The sequence below is a fragment of the Deltaproteobacteria bacterium genome (assembly GCA_016875225.1).
Classification (GTDB): Bacteria; Myxococcota_A; UBA9160; order SZUA-336; family SZUA-336; genus VGRW01.
Genome location: VGRW01000008.1, coordinates 20,564 through 38,063 on the forward strand (window position 1 = coordinate 20,564; position 17,500 = coordinate 38,063).

Genomic DNA, 17,500 nt, shown 5'->3' on the forward strand with positions numbered 1-17,500 from the left:
GCCGCGCTCAGGCTCGCTCGGGATCGAAGGCGATCCGCATCTCCTTCGCGCCGTTCACGAAGTTCGAACGCAGTCGGCGCGGCGGCGAAACCAGGCGGGGGTTCCGGAGCCGCTTCAGGATCTCCTGGAAGACCACCACCAGCTCGAGCCGCGCCAGGTTCGCGCCCAGACAGAAGTGCTCGCCGATCCCGAACGCGAGGTGCGGGTTGTCGACGCGCCCGATGTCGAAGCGGTCCGGCTCGACGAAGACCTCTTCGTCGCGATTCGCCGCCGGGTACCACATCACGACCTTCTGTCCCTTCGCGATCCTGCGTCCGCGAAGCTCCGTGTCGCGGGTCGCCGTGCGCCGGAAGTAGTGCACCGCCGGATCGAAGCGCACGAACTCCTCGACCGCCTGCGGCACCAGCGCGGGGTTCGCGACCAGCCGCGCCAGCTGGTCGGGGTGGTCGAGAAGCGCCTTCATTCCATTGGTCGTCACGGTGCGCGTCGTCTCGCTTCCGGCGACCAGCAGCAACAGGAAGAAGGAGCAGTACTCGAGCTCGGAGAGCTTCTCGCCGTCGATCTCGTGGAAGAGCAGGGCCGTGGTCAGGTTGTCGGCCGGATCCTTGCGGTACCTCTCGGCGAGCTTCATCGCGAAGCCGAACATCTGAGCCGAAGCGTCGCGCGCGTCCGCCTCGCTGTTCTGGAACTCCGGATCGTCGAAGCCGATCAGCTTGTTCGAGAGCTCGAAGATCAGCTTGCGGTCTTCCTGCGGCACGCCCATCAGCTCGCAGATGACCTGCAGCGGGAGCTCCGCGGCGAGCTCGCCGACGAACTCGCACTCTCCTTTGTGCGCGACGCCGTCGACGATGCGCCTGGCGAGTCCGCGCAGGTAGTCTTCCTGCTTCGCGACCATCTGCGGCGTGAACCCGCGCTGCACGATGCGCCGGAACTTCACGTGCTGCGGCGGATCCATGTTCAGCATGAGCAGGCGAATGCCCGCGAGCGACGTCTCGTCGCGGTCCTCGATGTTCGTGCCGCCGAGCCAGCTCGAGTAGAGCAGCGGATCGCGCGAGATGGTCTTCACGTCCTCGTACTTGGTCACGCACCAGAATCCGGGGCCGTTCCTCTCGGGATGCCAGTGCACGGGGTCGCGGGTGCGCAGCTCTTTGAGCCAGTGATGCGGCGTTCCAGCGACGAAGTGGTCCGGGTTGGCGAGGTCGATGTCCTCGAGATTCATCTGCGGATCAGAACACGTTCTACCCGGGCTCGCAAGACGGTTGAGGGGCAGATTGGAACGTGTTTCAATCGAGCCATGAGCCCAGCCCACGCCCTGGTCGAGAAGGAAGGTCACGTTCTGGTCGTGACCATGAACCGCCCCGAGGCGAAGAACGCGCTGTCGCCGGACATGCTCTGGCGCATGTACGAGGCCTGGCGCCGGCTCGACGCCGACGCGGATCTGCGCTGCGCGATCCTGACCGGCGCGGGCGGAACGTTCTGCGCGGGCGCGGACCTGAAGACGATGGGCCGCGAGAAGCCCGACGAGGAGATGCAGAAGCGCATGAAGGAAGTGCCGGACCTGCACTGGCAGGCGCTGCTGCGGCACAACCGGCCGATGAAGCCGATCATCGCGGCCGTCGAGGGCTACGCGCTCGCGGGTGGCACGGAGATCCTGCAGGGAACCGACATCCGCGTGGCCGGCGAGTCGGCGGTGTTCGGGGTGACCGAAGCGCGGCGCGGCCTGTTCCCGCTCGGCGGCTCGACGATCCGCCTGCGCCGGCAGATCCCGTACACGCTCGCGGCGGAGATCCTGCTCACAGGGCGCCACGTGAGCGCGAGCGAGGCGAAGGAGTTCGGGCTGATTGGACGCGTGGTGCCGACCGGGTCGGCGCTCGACGAGGCGCGCAGGATCGCCGAGACGATCTGCGAGAACGGCCCGCTCTCGGTGCAGGCGATCGTGAAGGCGCTGCGCCTGTACGATCAGAGCATGAGCGAGTCGGAGGCGCTGGCGTTGGAGCTCGAGCTCGGCTGGCCGATCTTCGCCAGCGAGGACGCGAAGGAGGGCCCGCGCGCCTTCGCCGAGAAGCGCAAGCCGGTCTTCAAGGGGCGCTAGAAGCGGTCTCAGAGACCCCGACCCGAGCCCGGCGCGCGGATTCGGCCCGAGATCGAGGCGCGAGAGCGCAGGCGTATCTCGTCGATACGGCGAGCTCTCGCAACGACGAGATCGGGGCGAAGACGCGTGCCCGGCGACGGGAGCGGGTTCTCGAGACCGCTTCTAGTCGGCGAGCGCGTCGCCGAGGCGCTCGAGGTGGCGCGCGGCGGAGCCGAGCGTGAGCTCGATCTGGCGCGTCCACAGATAGGAGCGGTGCAGCGGGTAGTCGTTGTCCATGCCGATCCCGCCGTGCAGGTGCTGCGCGGCGTAGGTCGCGTGGTTGCCGCCGTCGGCCGCCCAGATCTTCGCGACCGAGACCGCCGTCGCCGCAGACCGTCCCTGCGAGAGCAGGAACGCGGCCTGCTGCATCGTGAGCCGCATCGCCTCGAGCTGGATGTAGGCGTCGGCGGCGCGTTGGTGCACGGCCTGGAAGCTGCCGATCGGCCGGTCGAACTGCTTGCGCTCGCTGGTGTAGCTCGCCGTCATGCGCAGCGCGCGCTCGGCCACGCCGACCTGCAGCGCGCACAGGCCGGTGATCGCGCGCTCGGTGATCCACTCGATCATCTTCTTGCCGCGCGAGAACGTGCCGAGCACGTCCTGCGCCTTCACCCTGGCTCGCTGCAGGCGCAGCGTCGCGATCGGCTCGCGGTTGGTCGCCGTCTGCATCTCGAGCTTCACGCCGGGGCCCTTCGGGTCGACCAGGAACAGACCCACGCGTCCGCCCCCGACGCTGGCCGGCACGAGGATCCGCGCGGCGAGCTTCGCGGCCGGCACGCAGACCTTCGTGCCCGAGAGCCTGAACGACGCGCCGTCGCGCGTCGCGCGCGTGGAGGGCTTCGTGGGATCGTCCGAGTCGGCCTCCTCGAACGCGCCGCTGAGCACGACCTGCCCCGCGATCACACCCGGAAGGAACGCGGCTTTCTGTGCGGCGGATCCGAACTCCGCGATCGGCAGCGCCCCGAGCGCGAGCGTGGCCCAGAACGGGATCGGAGCGACGGCGCGGCCGACCTCCTCCAGCAGGCAGCAGAGCTCGATCACGCCGAGCCCGCTGCCGCCGTAGGCCTCGGGAAGACACGCGCCGAGAAGATTCGCCTTCGCGAGCTCGCTCCAGAGCTCGGCGTCGTGTCCGCTTCCGCTCCGCTCGATCTCCCCGATGCGCTCGTGGGAAGCTCGGTCGCCGAGGATCTTCCGCGCGAGCTCGGAGAGGGCCTTCTGGTCGTCGCTGTAGGCGAAGTTCATCTCTACACTATGCCTTGTAGTGCGGCATCTGCAGGCCGGCCATCGCGATGATGTCGCGTTGGACTTCGTTGGTACCGCCGCCGAACGTGAGGATCAGCGCCGAGCGGTACATTCGCTCGACGCGCCCCGCCAGGATCGCACCGGGCGAGCGGGCCTTGAGCTTTCCCGCGGCGCCGAAGATCTCCATCATCGCGCGGTACGCCTCGACGAAGAACTCCGACGCGTAGACCTTGACCGTCGAGGCCTCGGCCGGGTGCAGGCGCGAGTGGGTCAGCGTCCAGGCCTGCTTCCAGAGCATGAGCTTCAGCGCCTCGCCGCCCGCCTGACACTTCGCCAGGTTGCGGCGCACGAAGGGCTGGTCGATCACGCGCCCGCCGTCGGCGAGCCGCGTCTTCCTCGCCCAGGCCCGGACCTCGTCCTGGAGCTTCTCGAACGGGCCGATCGGAAACAGCGAGACGCGCTCGTGGTTCAGCTGGTTCGTGATCAGGCCCCAGCCGTTGTTCTCGCCGCCGATCAGGTAGCGCGCCGGCACGCGCACGCCGTCGAAGAAGGTCGCGTTCGTGCGCACGTCGGCCATGGTCCAGATCGGCGTCAGCTTGAATCCAGGCGCGGTGGTCGGAACGATGAAGATCGAGATCCCGCGGTGCTTCTTCGAGGTCGGGTCGGTGCGCGCGGCGAGCCAGATGTAGTCGGCGAAATCCGCCAGGCTCGTGAAGGTCTTCTGCCCGTTGATCACCCACTCGTCGCCGTCGCGCACGGCGCTGGTCGAAAGCGACGCAAGGTCGGTTCCGGCCCCAGGCTCGGAGTAGCCGATCGCGAAGTGCAGGTCGCCGGCGAGGATTCGCGGCAGGATCTCCGCTTTCACTTCGGGACTGCCGTACGCCATCAGCGTCGGTCCGACCGTGCCGAGCGTGAGGAAGGGCAGGGGGAAGCCCGCGCGCTGCACCTCGTCCGCGAACAGGAACTGCTCGAGCGGCGTGCGGTCCTGGCCGCCGTATTCCTTGGGCCAGCCGATCCCCAGCCAGCCGTCGCGGCCCATCTTCGCGAGCGCCTTGCGGTATTCGGGGCCGCCGCCCTCTCCGCCCGCCGAGAGCTCCGCCACGAGCTGCTTCGTCATGAGCTTCGCGAAGTAGCCGCGAAGCTGGTCGCGCAGGAGCGCGAGTTCGGGCGAGAGGTCGATGTACATGCGGGCTTCTCCTCGAGAAGACCCGCATTAGAACGGGTTCCAATCGAGCCGGTCAACCCGCCTGGAACACTCCGGCGTGCGGCTGCTCGAACGCGCGCGCGGCGAGCGCGTCGAGGATCACCCCTTCGCGCAGACCCCAGTCGCAGATCATCAGCCCCGACAGCGCCAGCCGCGCGAGCACGGCCGACATGATCACCGCTCCGGTCGGTAGCAGGTCCGCGCGCTTCTCGTCGATTCCAGGCAGCGCGAGGCGCTCGGCATGACTCGAGCGCGCGAGCCTGCGCGCGAGACCGTCGAAGTCCTCCGCGCTGACCAGCAGGCCGCGCAGATCCGCGCTCGGCGCGTCGTCGGGGACGCCGAGCAGGAGCCGTGCGAGCGCGCGCACGGTTCCCCCCGCCGCGATGCAGCGCACCGACCCGAGCGCGCGGATCCGGCCGGCGATCGGATCGAGCGAATCCTCGACGCGCGCGCGCACGGCGCGCACCTCGGCGGCGGAGAGTGGATCCGAGCGCACCAGCTCGCCGTGCAGCCGCGTGACCCCGAGGCGAAGCGTCGTCTCGAAGCGCAGCCCGGACGCGTTGCCGACCGCGAGCTCGAGGCTGCCTCCGCCCAGATCGAGCCCCAGCGCGTTCTCGTCGCCCAGGCCGACGCGGCGCCGGAACGCCGAGAAGATCAGGCGTGCCTCTTCCTCGCCGGAGAGGGTGCGCACCTCGCTGCCGAGCGCGCGGGTGATACGCTCGGCGAGCTTGCGGCCGTTCTTCGCGTCGCGAATCGCCGACGTCGCCACCGCGACCAGCTCCTGCGCGCCCGCGCGGTCCGCGAGGCGCCGCAGCCTGCGCGCGCCGTCGACCGCGCGCTCGCAGAGCTCGTCGGAGAGCTTCGATTCCTGCGCGAGCGCGGCGCCGAGCCGGAGCATCTCGCGCTCGCGCGCGACGCGCACGATGTGACCGTCTGCGGTCACGTCGGCGACCAGCAGCGTGAACGAGGTGCTGCCCAGATCCACGACGGCGATCCGCCGCCGGGCGTCGACGTCGGGCCGCGCGGCTCCGGCGCGGGGCGGCGGCAGGTACGACGCTCTCGCGCGCCCTCCCGCGCCGTCCTGCAGCAGCCAGGTGGAGCCCTTGGGGCAGCCCGCTCCGCCCTCCATCTCGAGCGCGCCGGGAACGAGCTTCTCGACCAGCGCGGGAATCAGATCGCCGTGGCACGCGAGCAGCGCCGTCTCGCCGCCGAGCGACCGCACGAGCGAGAGCGCGCCGCTGGTGCTCGCTCCCTCCGCGATTCGCGCGTCGATCTCGACGCCGAGCCCGAACCGCGCGGCGATCGGCTCCGCGGTCTGCCGGCAGCGAAGCGCGGGGCTCGAGATCACGCGCGCGAGCGCGACGCCTTCGAACCGCTCGACCAGACCCAGCGCCTGGTCGTGACCCGCGGGCGAGAGCGGCCGCATGCCGTCGGCATTCTCCCAGCCGAGGCGACGCTGCGCCTTCGCGTGGCGAACCAGATAGATCTTCACTCCCACCCTCGGTGACTAGAGTAGTGCGCCCGACGCGCGCGCGCCGGGCCCTGCTATGGCGCGCGCGACCGGCCCTTATCGTCGGCCATCGCTCGCTGTCGCGCGAGGTCCTGGAAGCGATCGTGCGAGGTCGGCACCGCGGCCTGCGGGTCGCGCCGCCAGACCCCGTCGGAACCGAGCGACCAGGAGAGCGGGTTCGGCGCCAGGTTCACCGCGAGAATCTCCTCCAACCTCGCTTGCAGCGTCGGGTCGTCGATCTGCACCAGCGTCTCGACGCGACGGTCGAGGTTCCTCGTCATCAGATCGGCGGAGCCGATGAAGTAGCGCGGCGTGCGATCGGGATGGCCGAAGCGCAGGATGCGCGAGTGCTCGAGGAAGCGCCCCAGCGTCGAGCGGACGCGAATGCGCTCGGAGAGACCGGCGATTCCCGGACGCAGGCAGCAGATGCTGCGCACGATCAGGTCGATCTCGGTTCCGGCTCGGGCCGCGGCGTACAGAGCGTCGATGATCCCGTCGTCGGACAGGTTGTTCACCTTGATCGCGATCCGGCCGTCCCCGGACTCCGCCTCGCGGCGGATCTCGTCGAGCAGTCGCGAGCGCAGGGTCGCGGGCGCGACCAGCAGGCGCCGGTAGCCGCTCGGCCGGGCGCAGCCCGTCAGGAAGTTGAAGACCTCGGAGATGTCGGCGCCGAGCTCCGGCCGTGCCGAGAGCAGGCCCACGTCCTCGTAGGTGTCGGCGGTGGTCGGGTTGTAGTTCCCGGTGCCGATGTGGCAGTAGCGCCGGATCGAACTGCCCTCGCGGCGCACGACCAGCGCGATCTTCGCGTGGGTCTTCAGCCCGACGATGCCGTAGACGACATGCACACCGGCCTGCTCGAGCCGCCGCGCCCACTCGATGTTCGAGCTCTCGTCGAAGCGCGCCTTCAGCTCGATCAGCGCGACGACCTCTTTGCCGGTCTGCGCGGCGCGCATCAGCGCGCGCACGATCGGATTGTCGCGCCCCGAGGTCCGGTACAGCGTGTGCTTGATCGCGAGCACGTCCGGGTCGGTCGCGGCCTGCGTGAGGAACGCCTCGACCGAGCTTCGGAACGAGTCGTAGGGGTGGTGGACGAGCACGTCGGCTTCGCGGATCACCGTGAACAGATCCGGTGCCGTGGTGCTGGGGACCAGCCGCGGCGGCGTCTGCGGCAGCCAGGCCGGATCCTTCAGGTCGGGGCGGTCGAGCGCGTAGAACGCCCAGAGACTGTTGAGCCCCAGCGGCCCGTCGAGCACGTAGACCTCGTCGTGCTCGAGCTCGAGCTCGGCCACGAGCAGGTCGCGCACGCGCGTCGACATGCTCCGGTCGATCTCGAGCTGCACGGCGTCGTTCATGCGCAGCCGGCGCTGCAGGCCGGACTGGATCGCCTCGAGCAGGTCGTCCGCGTCGTCCTCGTCGAGCGCGAGCTCCGCGTCGAGCGTGAGGCGGAACGGATGATTCGAGACGATCTCCATGCCGGGGAAGAGCGCGTCGAGATGGGCCGCGATCAGCTGCTCGATCGGAAGGAAGCGCTCGCCGTCGGGCAGCGCGTGGAAGCGCGGCAGCAGCCCGGGAACCTTCACGCGCGCGAAGCGGCTGTCGCCGCTGCCCGGGTCGCGCACCACCACGGCCAGGTTCAGCGACAGGTTCGAGACGTACGGAAACGGGTGCGCTCGGTCGACGGCCTGCGGCGTGAGCACCGGCAGGATCTGCTCCTCGAAGACCGTCTGCAGCAGCTTGCGGTCGGTCGCGTCGAGCTCCGCCCACGCGGCCAGGCGGATCCGCTGCTCGGCGAGCGCGGGCAGGATCTCCTTGTGCAGAATTCCCTCCTGCACGCGCAGTTGCTCGAGCACCTGCAAGCGGATCTCGGCCAGCTGCTCGCGCGGGGTTCGCCCGTCCGATGCGGGCTTGGTCACGCCGGCGTCGACCTGCGCGCGGAGCCCGGCCACCCGAACCTGGAAGAACTCGTCGAGGTTGGAGCCGACGATCGCGACGTACTTCACGCGCTCGAGAAGTCTCTGCCGTGGGTCCTCGGCCAGCGCGAGCACGCGCCAGTTCCAGTCGAGCCACGAGAGCTCGCGATTGAGAAATCGGACTGCTGTCGAGCCCTCGGCGGCATCCATCTCGGCTTCCAGACGGTAACGGGTGGAAGCCGGAATCATATTACATTTCGATGACATACGCGTGTGGCAGCACGTCTCGCCGAAGCTGCCGGCAAAGCTTGGGATCGTTCTGGCGCAGGCCGGCCGGCCGGTGGCCGACGCGGCGGACGATTTGCTGGGACCAGGTTCGCAGCGAGTTCCCGGCTGACCTACCGTGGCCGGGAATGCGACTCCTGGCCGGGGCGAGGAACTTCGAAGTCACCGAGCTGCCGATCTACGAGCCCTCCGGCTCGGGCGAGCACCTGTACGCGTGGATCGAGAAGGAGGGCGTCGATTCGGATCGGGTCGTCGACGCGCTGAGCCGTGCGACGGGACGGCCCGCGCGCGACATCGGCTACGCGGGCCGCAAGGATCGCGTGGCGATCGCGCGGCAGTGGTTCAGCATCCGGCTCGCGGACGAGGCGGCGCTATTGCGGATCGAGGCGCCCGCGGGCGCGCGAATCTCGCTGCTCGCGACCTCGCGCGACCGCAGCAAGCTCCGGCTCGGGCAGCTGCGCGGCAATCGATTCCGACTCGGTCTGGGCGCGGACGGCGGCGCGCCGGACGCGGGTCTCGCGGAGCTTCGCGCGGCGCTCGCGCGCGCGACGGAGCTCGGCGTCGCGAACCGGTTCGGCGCGCAGCGCTTCGGCGCCGGCGCGGCGAACGTCGCGATCGCGATCGCCTGGGCGCGCGGAGACACCGCGCGCGCCGTGGAGCTGTGCATCGATCCGACCGGCGGCTGGAAGCTCGGCGACCCGCTGCCCTCCGGCTTTCGACCCGGCCCCTCCGGGCGCGTGCTCGGCGCGCTGCGCCGCGCACCCGCAAATGCCGAGCTCGCGCTTCGCGAGGCGGGACGGCGCTTCGCGCAGCTGATAGCGTCGGCGGCTCAGAGCGCGGTGTTCAACTCCGTGCTCGAGGCGCGTCGCTCGGCGGGGCTGCTGCACACGCTGCGCGCGGGCGACGTCGCCCGCCGCCGCGAGGGCGGGCTGTTTCGCTGCCTTCCCGGCGACGCGGCCGAGATCACCGCGCGCGCGGCGCCGGGAAGGCTCGAGATCTCGGCGACCGGTCCGCTGCCGGGCTTCGACGCGTACGCGCCGAGCCCGGCGATCGCCGCGGAGGAGCGCGCCTGGAGCGCGTCGACCGGCGTGGACTGGAGCTCCTTCGAGCGCGGCCGAGCACTATCGAGCCCGGGCGATCGCCGCGCGCTGATCGTTCCGTTCCTGGAGCCGCCCCAGCTCGCGGTCGACGCCGATGTCGTCCGGCTCGGCTTCGCGCTCCCCGCGGGAAGCTACGCGACCGAAGTCCTGACAGAGATCGGTGTAGAGGTTCCCGAGCGCCGCCCCTAGTCATTTCGCGCAGCGGCGACGTTGTACACCAGCGTCGCAGCAAGAGAGGCGCTTCTGGCACCGATACCTCGGAAGTCCGGATCTGCCCGCCGAGCCGAGGACCGCAATGCCCGACACCCCCACGATCTCGATCGCGCTGGCGCGAAAGCTCGCTGCCGCGCACGAGGCCCTGCACGTCGAGGGCATGCGCGCCGTGGCCGCGCTCGAGGGAAACCCGTTCGAGGTCGAGGTTCGCCGTTTCGGGCACGCGACCGCGACGCTCTCGGCCAAGCTCGCCATCGTCGAGTGGTACAACCGCGTGGTCGGCCTCGAGCTCCAGGACGCAGCCGCGATTCCAGAGATGCTCGCGTTCTTCCGCGCGCGGGGAATTCGCGCGCGCTTCGAGATCGGCCCGGCGGAGCTCACGAACGCGCTCGCGCTGCAGCTCGCGATCGAGCGCGTCGGCGTCGAGCGCATCGAGACGGTGGTGTACGCGCCGATCGACGCGTTGGTCGCGCCGCGCGCGTCGTCCGTCTCGATCCGACCCTCGCCGTTCGAGGAGATCGACCTGTTCCTCGACCTCTGGGCGCGCGGATTCGCGCTGCCCGGATTCCTCTGGACCGACGTGAAGCGGCTTCGCGAGGCCTGGTTCAGCGTGCCGGGACTCGAGCGGTACCTTGCCATTCTCGACGGCGAGCCGATCGCGTGCGGCGCTCTCTACGTGCGCGGGGACGTGGGCTATCTCTGCGTATCGGCAACGCTTCCCGAAGCGCGGGGGCGCGGCGCCCAGGCCGCGCTGATCGCGCGCCGCTGGCGCGACGCGGCTGCGGCCGGCTGCCGCTACGTCGTCAGCACGACCCCGTTCGGTGGGACCAGCCAGGCGAACATGGAGCGCGCGGGAATGCGCAGCGCTCATTCCATCTGCATCTGGCTCGACTACGGAATGGCGCTCTAGGCGCTTGTCGCCCGGAATGGAACGTGTTCCAATCCGCCTCGAGAAGGCGCGGGTGTCGCACGGGAAGGGCGGAGTCGAGGAGGGCGCCGGGTCGGTTCGCAGAGCCGCTGCGAGAGGGAGCTTCTCCATGAGGGTTTCTCTCTCGCTGCGTAGCGCGCGGATCGCATCGGGGATGGTGGCGATCTCCCTGGCTCTGGCGGCACCCGCGTCTTCCGAATCGAGCGGTCCGCAGCCGGGCTCGACGGGCGTGCCGGCGGGCGCGGGCTTCGAGGCGGAGCCGACCTGCATCTCGTGCCAGGGCGGCTTTCCGCTGAACTCCGACGGCCGCGACCGGCTCACACTCGCGGGAGTTCCTGCGCGCTACGTCCCCGGCCAGCGCTACCGGCTCGTTCTCGACCTGCGCCACCCCGACGAGGAGCGCAGACGCTGGGGCTTCCAGCTGACGGCCGTGAGCGCGACGAAGCTCACGGGCGCGGGGTCGTTCGCGGTGACCGACGCTGCGAACACGCAGCGGATCGCGGGTACGTTCGGAGATCGCCAGTACATGAGCCACTCCTACTTCGGGACCGGCGTCGGCGACGCGGGCGGACGCAGCTGGAGCTTCGACTGGATCGCGCCCGCGCGCGAGGTCGGACGCGTCGCGTTCTACGGCGTCGGCAGCGCCGCCGATGCCGACGGCTCGAAGGAAGGCGATCGCATCTACGGGCCCGCGCCGAGGCCGCTGGCGACGAGCGATCCGGGCTCGAGCGCGGAGAAGGAGCAACGCCGTTGAAGTTCTGGCAGTCCGCATCGTTCAGTGAGCCGGAGCAGCTGATCGAGATCGCGAAGCTCGCGGAGCAGGTCGGCTTCGACGGACTCCTCTTGTCCGATCATCTCTTCTTTCCCGGCAGGCTCGAATCGAAGTACCCCTACTCGCCCGACGGAGACCCGGGGTTCACGCCCGAGACGCCGTGGCCCGAGCCGTTCGCCGCGATCGCCGCGATGGCGGCGGTCACGCGTCGGCTGCGCTTCGCGACGCTGGTCTACATCCTGCCGCTGCGAAATCCGCTCGAAGTCGCGAAGTCGACCGCCACGCTCGACCTGCTCTCCGACGGGCGCTTCGTCCTCGGCGTCGGCGCGGGCTGGATGAAGGAGGAGTTCGACCAGCTCGGCGTCGACTTCCGCACCCGCGGCGCGCGCTTCGACGAGTCGATCGACGTGCTGCGCACGCTCTGGTCCGGCGGGATGGTCGAGCACCACGGGCGCTTCTTCGACTTCGCGCGCCTGCAGATGAGCCCGAAGCCGAAGCGGAGCGTGCCGATCTACGTCGGCGGCGCGAGCGACGCGGCGCTGCGCCGCACCGCGCAGCGCGGCGACGGCTGGCTCGGCAACGGCTCCGACCCCGAAGAGGCTGCGCGGATCCTCGCCGAGCTCGCGCGGCTGCGCCGCGAGGCCGGCCGCGAGAAGCTGCCGTTCGAGGCCGTCGTGCCGCTCACCACGCCGCCCGACCCCGACGTGCTTCGCCGGCTCGAGGACCAGGGTGCGCACGGCACGGTGAGCTACCCGTTCACGTTCGCACTCGGGCCGAATTCGACGCTCGAGCAGAAACGCAGCTACCTCGAAGGCTTCGCTGCGAACGTGATCCGCAAGGCGCGGGGCTGATGGCGGATCTCGCGGCGATCGAGGCGCGCCTCACCGGCCCGGGCGGCCCGTTCGAGATCGCGGTCGAAGACGTGCTCGGCGCGCGAATGCCGGTGTTCAAGAACCGGCTGCGCTCGCTGCGCAGTCTGCTCGAGCTCTCGTCGGCGCAGGGAGAGAAGGAGTATCTCGTCCATCGCGACCGGCGCATCTCGTACGACGAGCACCTGCGTCTGGTCGCGAAGCTGGCGGGCGTGCTGCGCGACCGCTTCGGAGTCCGGAAGGGGGATCGCGTCGCGATCCTGGCCGAGAACGGCCCCGAGTGGATCCTCTCGTTCTGGGCCGCGCAGGCGCTCGGCGCGGTCGCCGTGGGCCTGAACGGCTGGTGGGTCGGCGACGAGATCCGCTACGGCGTTCGCGACTGCGATCCGAAGCTCTTGATCGCGGATCGCCGCAGGCTCGAGCGAGTGTCCGCGTCCGAGCTCCGCGTGCCGGTGCTCGAGATCGAGAGCGACTTCGAGCGGCTCCTCGCGCGAGCCGACGACGCTCCGCTCGCCGAGGTCGAGATCTGCGAGGACGATCCCGCGGCGATCCTCTACACGAGCGGAACCACCGGCCGGCCGAAGGGCGCGACGAACACGCAGCGCAACATCCTCGCGCTGCTCGGCCTGCAGTTCTTCCACGGCGCGCGGATGATGCTGGCCGCGGCCGCCGACGGGCGGGCTCCCACCGGTCCCGCACGGCCGCCCTGCGCGCTCGTGACGACGCCGCTCTTCCACGTCTCGGGTCTGTACACCGGCGCGATCGTGATGCTCGCCAGCGGCGCGAAGACGGTCTGGCGCTCGGGACGCTTCGATCCCGTGGACGTGATGCGACTGATCGAGCGCGAGCGGGTCACGTCCTGGGGGCCGATGGGAACGATGGTCCATCGCGTCGTCCATCATCCGGACGTCGCCAAGTACGATCTCTCGAGCGTCGCGAGCATCGGCTCCGGCGGCGCGCCGATGAGCCCGGAGCTGCAGCAGAAGATCCGAGCCGTGTTTCCGACCGCGCAGGCGAGCCTCGGGCTCGGCTACGGCCTGACGGAATGCACGGCGCTGGCGACGCTCGCGTTCGGCGAGGAGCTCGCGCGCCACCCGACCACGGCGGGACGACCCTTGCCGACCGTGCAGCTCGAGATCCGCGGCGCCGACGGGCGCGCGCTCGCCGAGGGCGAGACCGGCGAGATCTGCGTGCGAAGCCCGCTCGTGATGGCCGGATACTGGCGCAACCCGCAGGCCAGCGCGGAATCGATCGCGGCGGACCGCTGGCTTCGCACCGGCGACGTCGGGCGGATCGAGCAGGGCCGGCTCTACGTCGATTCGCGCGCGCGCGACCTGATCCTGCGCGGAGCCGAGAACATCTACCCGGTCGAGATCGAGCAGCGTCTCGAAGCGCACCCCGACGTGCTCGAGGCGGCGGTGGTCGGCGTCGACCACGAGGAGCTCGGCCAGGAAGTGAAGGCGATCGTCGTGCCCCGTCCGGGCGCCCGGGTGAGCGCGGCGCAGCTCGCGGCCTGGGTGGCCGAGGCGCTGGCGGCCTTCAAGGTCCCCGCGCACTGGCAGCTGCGCGCGGAGCCGCTGCCGCGAAACGCGACCGGAAAGGTGCTGAAGAACGTCCTCGTCGGAGCAGCCGGAAACGCCTTCGTCGCCGAGTAGTACACTCGAGGTCGTCTGGCCGAAGCGAGACACCGGGAGGACGACGAGATGGCGAAGCTCGAGATCCAGGGCCGTTGTGACCCGCGCTTCAAGCGCGTGCGCGAGCTCTTCGAGGCGGGGTTCGAGAGCGGCGCCGAGCTCGGCGCCGGTCTGAACGTCGTCGTCGACGGGCGCGAGCTGATCGACCTCTGGGGCGGATTCGCGGACCGGGAGCGAACGCGTCCCTGGCGACGGGACACGCTCGCGAACGTGTACTCGACGACGAAGGGCATCACCGCGATCGCGGCGCACCAGCTCGTCGAGCGCGGCGAGCTGGAGCTCGACGCGCCGGTCGCGCGCTACTGGCCCGAGTTCGCGCAGAAGGGCAAGGCCTCGATTCCGGTGCGCATGCTCTTGAACCATCGGGCCGGACTCGCGGCCGTGACCCGGCCGCTCGCGCCCGCGGATCTCTTCGACTGGGCGACCATGACGCGCGCGCTCGAAGAGCAGGAGCCGTGGTGGAAGCCGGGAGCCGACCACGGCTATCACGCGCTCACCTACGGCTGGCTCGTCGGCGAGCTGATCCGGCGCGTGAGCGGCATGAGCGTCGGGCGCTACGTGCGCGAGCACGTCGCCGCGCCGCTCGGCGCGGAGTTCTGGATCGGGCTTCCCGAAGAGCTCGACGCGCGCACCGCGGAGCTGCACCAGGGTCCGATCTCGACCGACGGGCCGAACCTGATGCAGCGGATGGCGGCCGAGCCGAACGGCGTGCTCGCGAAGGCCTTCGGCAATCCGCCGCTCCTGCTGATGAGCCCGAACACCCGAGCCTGGCGTGCGGCGGAGCTGCCCGCCGCGAACGGACACACGACCGCTCCGGCGCTCGCGCGCATCTACGCCGCGCTCGCCAGCGGAGGCGAGCTCGACGGCGTGCGCATTCTTCGGCGCGACACGATCGAGCGCGCTCGCGAAGAGGAGTCGTACGGCCCGGACCGCGTGCTCGCGCTCGTCTCCCGCTTCGGTCTCGGCTTCATGCTTCCGCCGGAAAACGAGCCGCTCGGTCCCAACCCGCGCACGTTCGGGCACGGCGGGGCGGGCGGATCGCTCGGCCTCGCGGATCCGGAGACGAAGGTCGGCTTCGGCTACGTGATGAACCTGATGCACACCGGCGCCTGGCTCGCGGACCCGCGGCCGCGCGCCCTGCTCGACGCGCTCTACGAAGGGCTCTGACCCGCTCGCGGCACTCCAATCAGGTAGCTCGCGTGGATCGGCGGCCCCGCGAGGCGGATCCGTCCGATCTCCCAGGTGTACGCATCTCGGTGTCGCGGCTCGAGCGCGTCGACCAGCGCCTGCAGCTCGCGCTCCGAGTAGATCCGCAGCCACGAGACGATCCCGTCCCAGAGCACGAAGAGCGGCACGATCGGCACGAGATACGTGAGCGGCAGCCACGAGCAGCGGAACGGGCGCAGGAAGGGGAGTGAGAGCGCGACCGAGAGCGGCGCGAGCAGGAGTCCGAGCAGCGCGAGCGGCTCGCGCCCGATCACCTCGAAGCTCGCGATCGCGCGGCCCGAAGCGGCGGCGTCGGCGAGGATCCGGCGCGCGGTCTCGGGCCGGAAGTGGTGCAGGGCGTTGAACAGCGTCCGGACGCCCGCGAGCTCGCGGGGAACGCGCGTCGCGTCGACGGGCTCGCGATGCCAGTCGATCCGCCCGGACGAGCGCGCGCAGACGCGCGAGAGCGCGCCCTCGTTCGGGTAGGCGTCGGTGAGCAGCGCACTCACGTCGACGCTCCGGTCCGCGAGCGAGGCCACGATCTCCGCGATCGGGCCCGCGCCGCCGGAGCAGAGATCGACGATCCGCGTCTCGCCGGCCGCCGCGAGCGTCGCTTCGAGCTTCGGCGCGAGCGCCGCCCCGTGTCCGGCGACGCGCGAGGCGAACGCGAGGTACGCCGTGCCGGCGTCGCGAAGCACGTTCGGGAACCACGGTTGGTCCTCGAGCTCGAACAGATGCAAGCGGTTCATCGCGCGCGCTCTTGTACCATGGGACCGGATGAGCCAGTGGATCCCGATCGGTCGCTTCGCCCAGGTCTCGGGCTTCACGATCCGAGCGCTTCGCCACTACGAGAGCCTCGGGCTGCTCGTGCCCGCGCGCGTCGATCCCGGCAGCGGCTACCGCTTCTATCGGCCCGAGCAGCTTCCCGACGCGCTGCGCGTGCGGCTGCTGCGCGCGCTCGAGATGCCGCTGCCCGACGTCGTGGCGGTGATGCGCGATCCGGACGGCCCGGCCGCACTCGAGGCGCTTCGCGCGCACCGAGTGCGCGTCGCCTCGCGGCTCGGCGAACTCGAGCAGCAGCTCGCGCGACTCGACGAGTGGCTGCACGGCGCGCTGCAGGAGCTCGACGCCGATCAGCCCGCGCTCGACGAGGGCACCGCCGCGCCGGCCGAGGACGACCGACCCGCGGAGCCGCTGGAGCGCGCCTTCCTGGGGCTCTTCGGTCCGCCCGGAAAACCCTGACGACGGCACACAGCCGCGAGCGCCCGTTTTCGATTCCTGTTCGCGGGAAATTCCCGGTGGAAAAAAACCACGATTGTGATCCAGGGTACGGCTCCGGATCCGACCCGATGCAAACGTCGCCCCCGTAGGGCGGCACGCCCCTGAGATCAGCGGCTCGTCGCGATCAGGTCTGCATCGCTTGGGGGATTCATCGTGTCGTTCTCGGTTCTGCGCCCTCTGATCCATCTACTCGTCTTCATGGCGCTCGCCGGCTCGGCTGCCGCGCAAGACGTGACGCTTCGTTGGTACCCCGCGGCGGGCAGCGCGGTCGCCGGCTACAAGGCGTACATCGCTCGCTCGGGGCCGGGGCCGCTGGTGGCCGCGGCCATCGACTTGGGGCGCCCGGCGGCCGGCTCCGACGGCGTCGTGAGCGTGCGCCTGCGCGGCGTGGATCGCACCGCGCCGTTGCTCTCGATCGAGATGACGTCCTACGACTCGCTCGGGCGCGAATCCGCGCGCTCCAATCGGGTGCTTCTCACGGGCGATCGCGAGACGGTCTCGGAGCCGGGCTGGTCCGCGGACTTCGAGGACTCTGCCGACGAGAGCCGCTACCCGGGGTTTCTCGATTACCGCGGCGCCTTCGCGATTCGCGGACTCTCGGACGGGAACCTCGTGGTCGGCTCGCCGGTTCCCGCAAACGATGGCCTGAGCGTCTCTCGCTTCGTCGGGGCCCAGAGCTCGGGCTGGGCGCCGTACGAGCTCGAGGGGCGGATCATGGTGCTCCTCGGATCGACGGCCTCGGGCGTCGCCTTGCGCGCGAGCGCCTACCTGAACGCGGGGTTCCTGCTCGGTGGAGACGGCGCTGGCGAGTTCGCGCTGGACCAGCTCGGAAAGCCCGAACTCACCTGCGCGGGCTCTCCGTCGACGGGGGTGCGGATCTCGCGCGGCCGTTGGTATCGCTTTCGGCTACGCCACACGGCGCCGGGCGGTGTCGCGCGGCTTCGCGCGAAGATCTGGCGTCCGGCCGAGATCGAGCCGAGTCGGTGGCAGGCCGACTGCTGGACGGACGTGCCGGCGGCGAGCGACACCGGAGCGTTCGCGCTGTACCAGGCCGGCTCGGGCATCACCTATTGGGACGACCTCGTCGTGAGGACCGTGACGGGCACGTACAGTCAGCCCCCGTCCCTCTGATTCCCCGACTGCGGACACCCGACACTT

14 protein-coding genes are annotated in these 17,500 nt (G+C 70.5%); 8 read left to right on the top strand and 6 right to left on the bottom strand.

All coding sequences use genetic code 11. The features are described from left to right. Positions 1-7: 7 nt before the first annotated feature. A complete protein-coding gene (locus tag FJ108_03775) occupies positions 8-1,219 on the bottom strand; it encodes a cytochrome P450 (protein ID MBM4335017.1) in 1,212 nt (403 codons plus the stop codon). Positions 1,220-1,294: 75 nt separating this feature from the next. Here FJ108_03775 and FJ108_03780 point away from each other — a divergent pair, with 75 nt between their 5' ends. Then, positions 1,295-2,092: a crotonase/enoyl-CoA hydratase family protein gene (locus FJ108_03780; protein MBM4335018.1), complete on the top strand. Its 798-nt coding sequence runs from the start codon at positions 1,295-1,297 to the stop codon at positions 2,090-2,092. Between the two features lie 162 nt (positions 2,093-2,254). On the opposite strand, the gene FJ108_03785 is transcribed toward FJ108_03780, so the two are convergent. The 4 genes from FJ108_03785 to ppk1 are packed head-to-tail and all read right to left on the bottom strand — an operon-like array spanning position 2,255 to position 8,261. Beyond that, a complete protein-coding gene (locus FJ108_03785; GenBank protein MBM4335019.1) occupies positions 2,255-3,370 on the bottom strand; it encodes an acyl-CoA dehydrogenase in 1,116 nt (371 codons plus the stop codon). Positions 3,371-3,377: 7 nt separating this feature from the next. Beyond that, positions 3,378-4,556 carry an acyl-CoA dehydrogenase gene (locus FJ108_03790; GenBank protein ID MBM4335020.1) on the bottom strand — a complete coding sequence of 393 codons (1,179 nt, stop codon included), beginning with the start codon at positions 4,554-4,556 and terminating at the stop codon, positions 3,378-3,380. A 52-nt stretch (positions 4,557-4,608) separates the two neighbouring features. Then, a complete protein-coding gene (locus FJ108_03795; protein MBM4335021.1) occupies positions 4,609-6,072 on the bottom strand; it encodes a hypothetical protein in 1,464 nt (487 codons plus the stop codon). 47 nt (positions 6,073-6,119) lie between these two features. After that, positions 6,120-8,261: a polyphosphate kinase 1 gene (gene ppk1 / locus FJ108_03800; protein MBM4335022.1), complete on the bottom strand. Its 2,142-nt coding sequence runs from the start codon at positions 8,259-8,261 to the stop codon at positions 6,120-6,122. Here ppk1 and truD point away from each other — a divergent pair. The 5 genes from truD to FJ108_03825 all read left to right on the top strand — a co-directional run bounded on the left by truD (position 8,255) and on the right by FJ108_03825 (position 15,022). Next, entirely contained in the window at positions 8,255-9,568 is a 1,314-nt protein-coding gene (gene truD, locus FJ108_03805) for a tRNA pseudouridine(13) synthase TruD (protein MBM4335023.1), read from the top strand. The genes ppk1 and truD overlap by 7 nt on opposite strands. A 106-nt stretch (positions 9,569-9,674) precedes the next feature. Continuing rightward, the gene (locus FJ108_03810) at positions 9,675-10,502 is read left to right on the top strand and encodes a GNAT family N-acetyltransferase (protein ID MBM4335024.1); all 828 of its coding nucleotides are present in this window, start codon (positions 9,675-9,677) and stop codon (positions 10,500-10,502) included. 165 nt (positions 10,503-10,667) lie between these two features. Next, positions 10,668-12,143 (top strand): LLM class F420-dependent oxidoreductase, encoded by a 1,476-nt coding sequence (locus FJ108_03815; protein ID MBM4335025.1) that lies wholly within the window; start codon positions 10,668-10,670, stop codon positions 12,141-12,143. Next, complete coding sequence (locus FJ108_03820; protein ID MBM4335026.1) at positions 12,143-13,816, top strand: acyl--CoA ligase; 1,674 nt, start codon at positions 12,143-12,145, stop codon at positions 13,814-13,816. Before FJ108_03815 ends, FJ108_03820 begins: the two co-directional genes overlap by 1 nt. Before the next feature lie 48 nt (positions 13,817-13,864). Next, positions 13,865-15,022, top strand: a complete 1,158-nt coding sequence (locus FJ108_03825; protein ID MBM4335027.1) for a beta-lactamase family protein — start codon at positions 13,865-13,867, stop codon at positions 15,020-15,022. Here the strand turns inward: FJ108_03825 and FJ108_03830 are convergent. Next, on the bottom strand, positions 15,007-15,810 hold the full coding sequence (locus FJ108_03830; protein MBM4335028.1) for a class I SAM-dependent methyltransferase: 804 nt from the start codon (positions 15,808-15,810) through the stop codon (positions 15,007-15,009). The two genes, FJ108_03825 and FJ108_03830, sit on opposite strands and share 16 nt — an antisense overlap. 28 nt (positions 15,811-15,838) lie before the next feature. Between FJ108_03830 and FJ108_03835 the strand changes: the two genes are divergently transcribed. Together FJ108_03835 and FJ108_03840 are read left to right on the top strand one after the other, a co-directional pair. Then, entirely contained in the window at positions 15,839-16,303 is a 465-nt protein-coding gene (locus FJ108_03835) for a MerR family transcriptional regulator (GenBank protein ID MBM4335029.1), read from the top strand. A 192-nt stretch (positions 16,304-16,495) separates the two neighbouring features. After that, positions 16,496-17,473 carry a hypothetical protein gene (locus tag FJ108_03840; GenBank protein ID MBM4335030.1) on the top strand — a complete coding sequence of 326 codons (978 nt, stop codon included), beginning with the start codon at positions 16,496-16,498 and terminating at the stop codon, positions 17,471-17,473. Positions 17,474-17,500 lie beyond the last annotated feature (27 nt).

Bases quoted from the DNA above. Each gene is read 5' to 3' on its own strand.
- FJ108_03775 (MBM4335017.1), bottom strand. From the start codon at position 1,219: ATGAATCTCGAGGACATCGACCTCGCCAACCCGGACCACTTCGTCGCT.
- FJ108_03780 (MBM4335018.1), top strand. From the start codon at position 1,295: ATGAGCCCAGCCCACGCCCTGGTCGAGAAGGAAGGTCACGTTCTGGTC.
- FJ108_03785 (MBM4335019.1), bottom strand. From the start codon at position 3,370: ATGAACTTCGCCTACAGCGACGACCAGAAGGCCCTCTCCGAGCTCGCG.
- FJ108_03790 (MBM4335020.1), bottom strand. From the start codon at position 4,556: ATGTACATCGACCTCTCGCCCGAACTCGCGCTCCTGCGCGACCAGCTT.
- truD (MBM4335023.1), top strand. From the start codon at position 8,255: ATGACATACGCGTGTGGCAGCACGTCTCGCCGAAGCTGCCGGCAAAGC.
- ppk1 (MBM4335022.1), bottom strand. From the start codon at position 8,261: ATGTCATCGAAATGTAATATGATTCCGGCTTCCACCCGTTACCGTCTG.
- FJ108_03810 (MBM4335024.1), top strand. From the start codon at position 9,675: ATGCCCGACACCCCCACGATCTCGATCGCGCTGGCGCGAAAGCTCGCT.
- FJ108_03820 (MBM4335026.1), top strand. From the start codon at position 12,143: ATGGCGGATCTCGCGGCGATCGAGGCGCGCCTCACCGGCCCGGGCGGC.
- FJ108_03825 (MBM4335027.1), top strand. From the start codon at position 13,865: ATGGCGAAGCTCGAGATCCAGGGCCGTTGTGACCCGCGCTTCAAGCGC.
- FJ108_03830 (MBM4335028.1), bottom strand. From the start codon at position 15,810: ATGAACCGCTTGCATCTGTTCGAGCTCGAGGACCAACCGTGGTTCCCG.
- FJ108_03835 (MBM4335029.1), top strand. From the start codon at position 15,839: ATGAGCCAGTGGATCCCGATCGGTCGCTTCGCCCAGGTCTCGGGCTTC.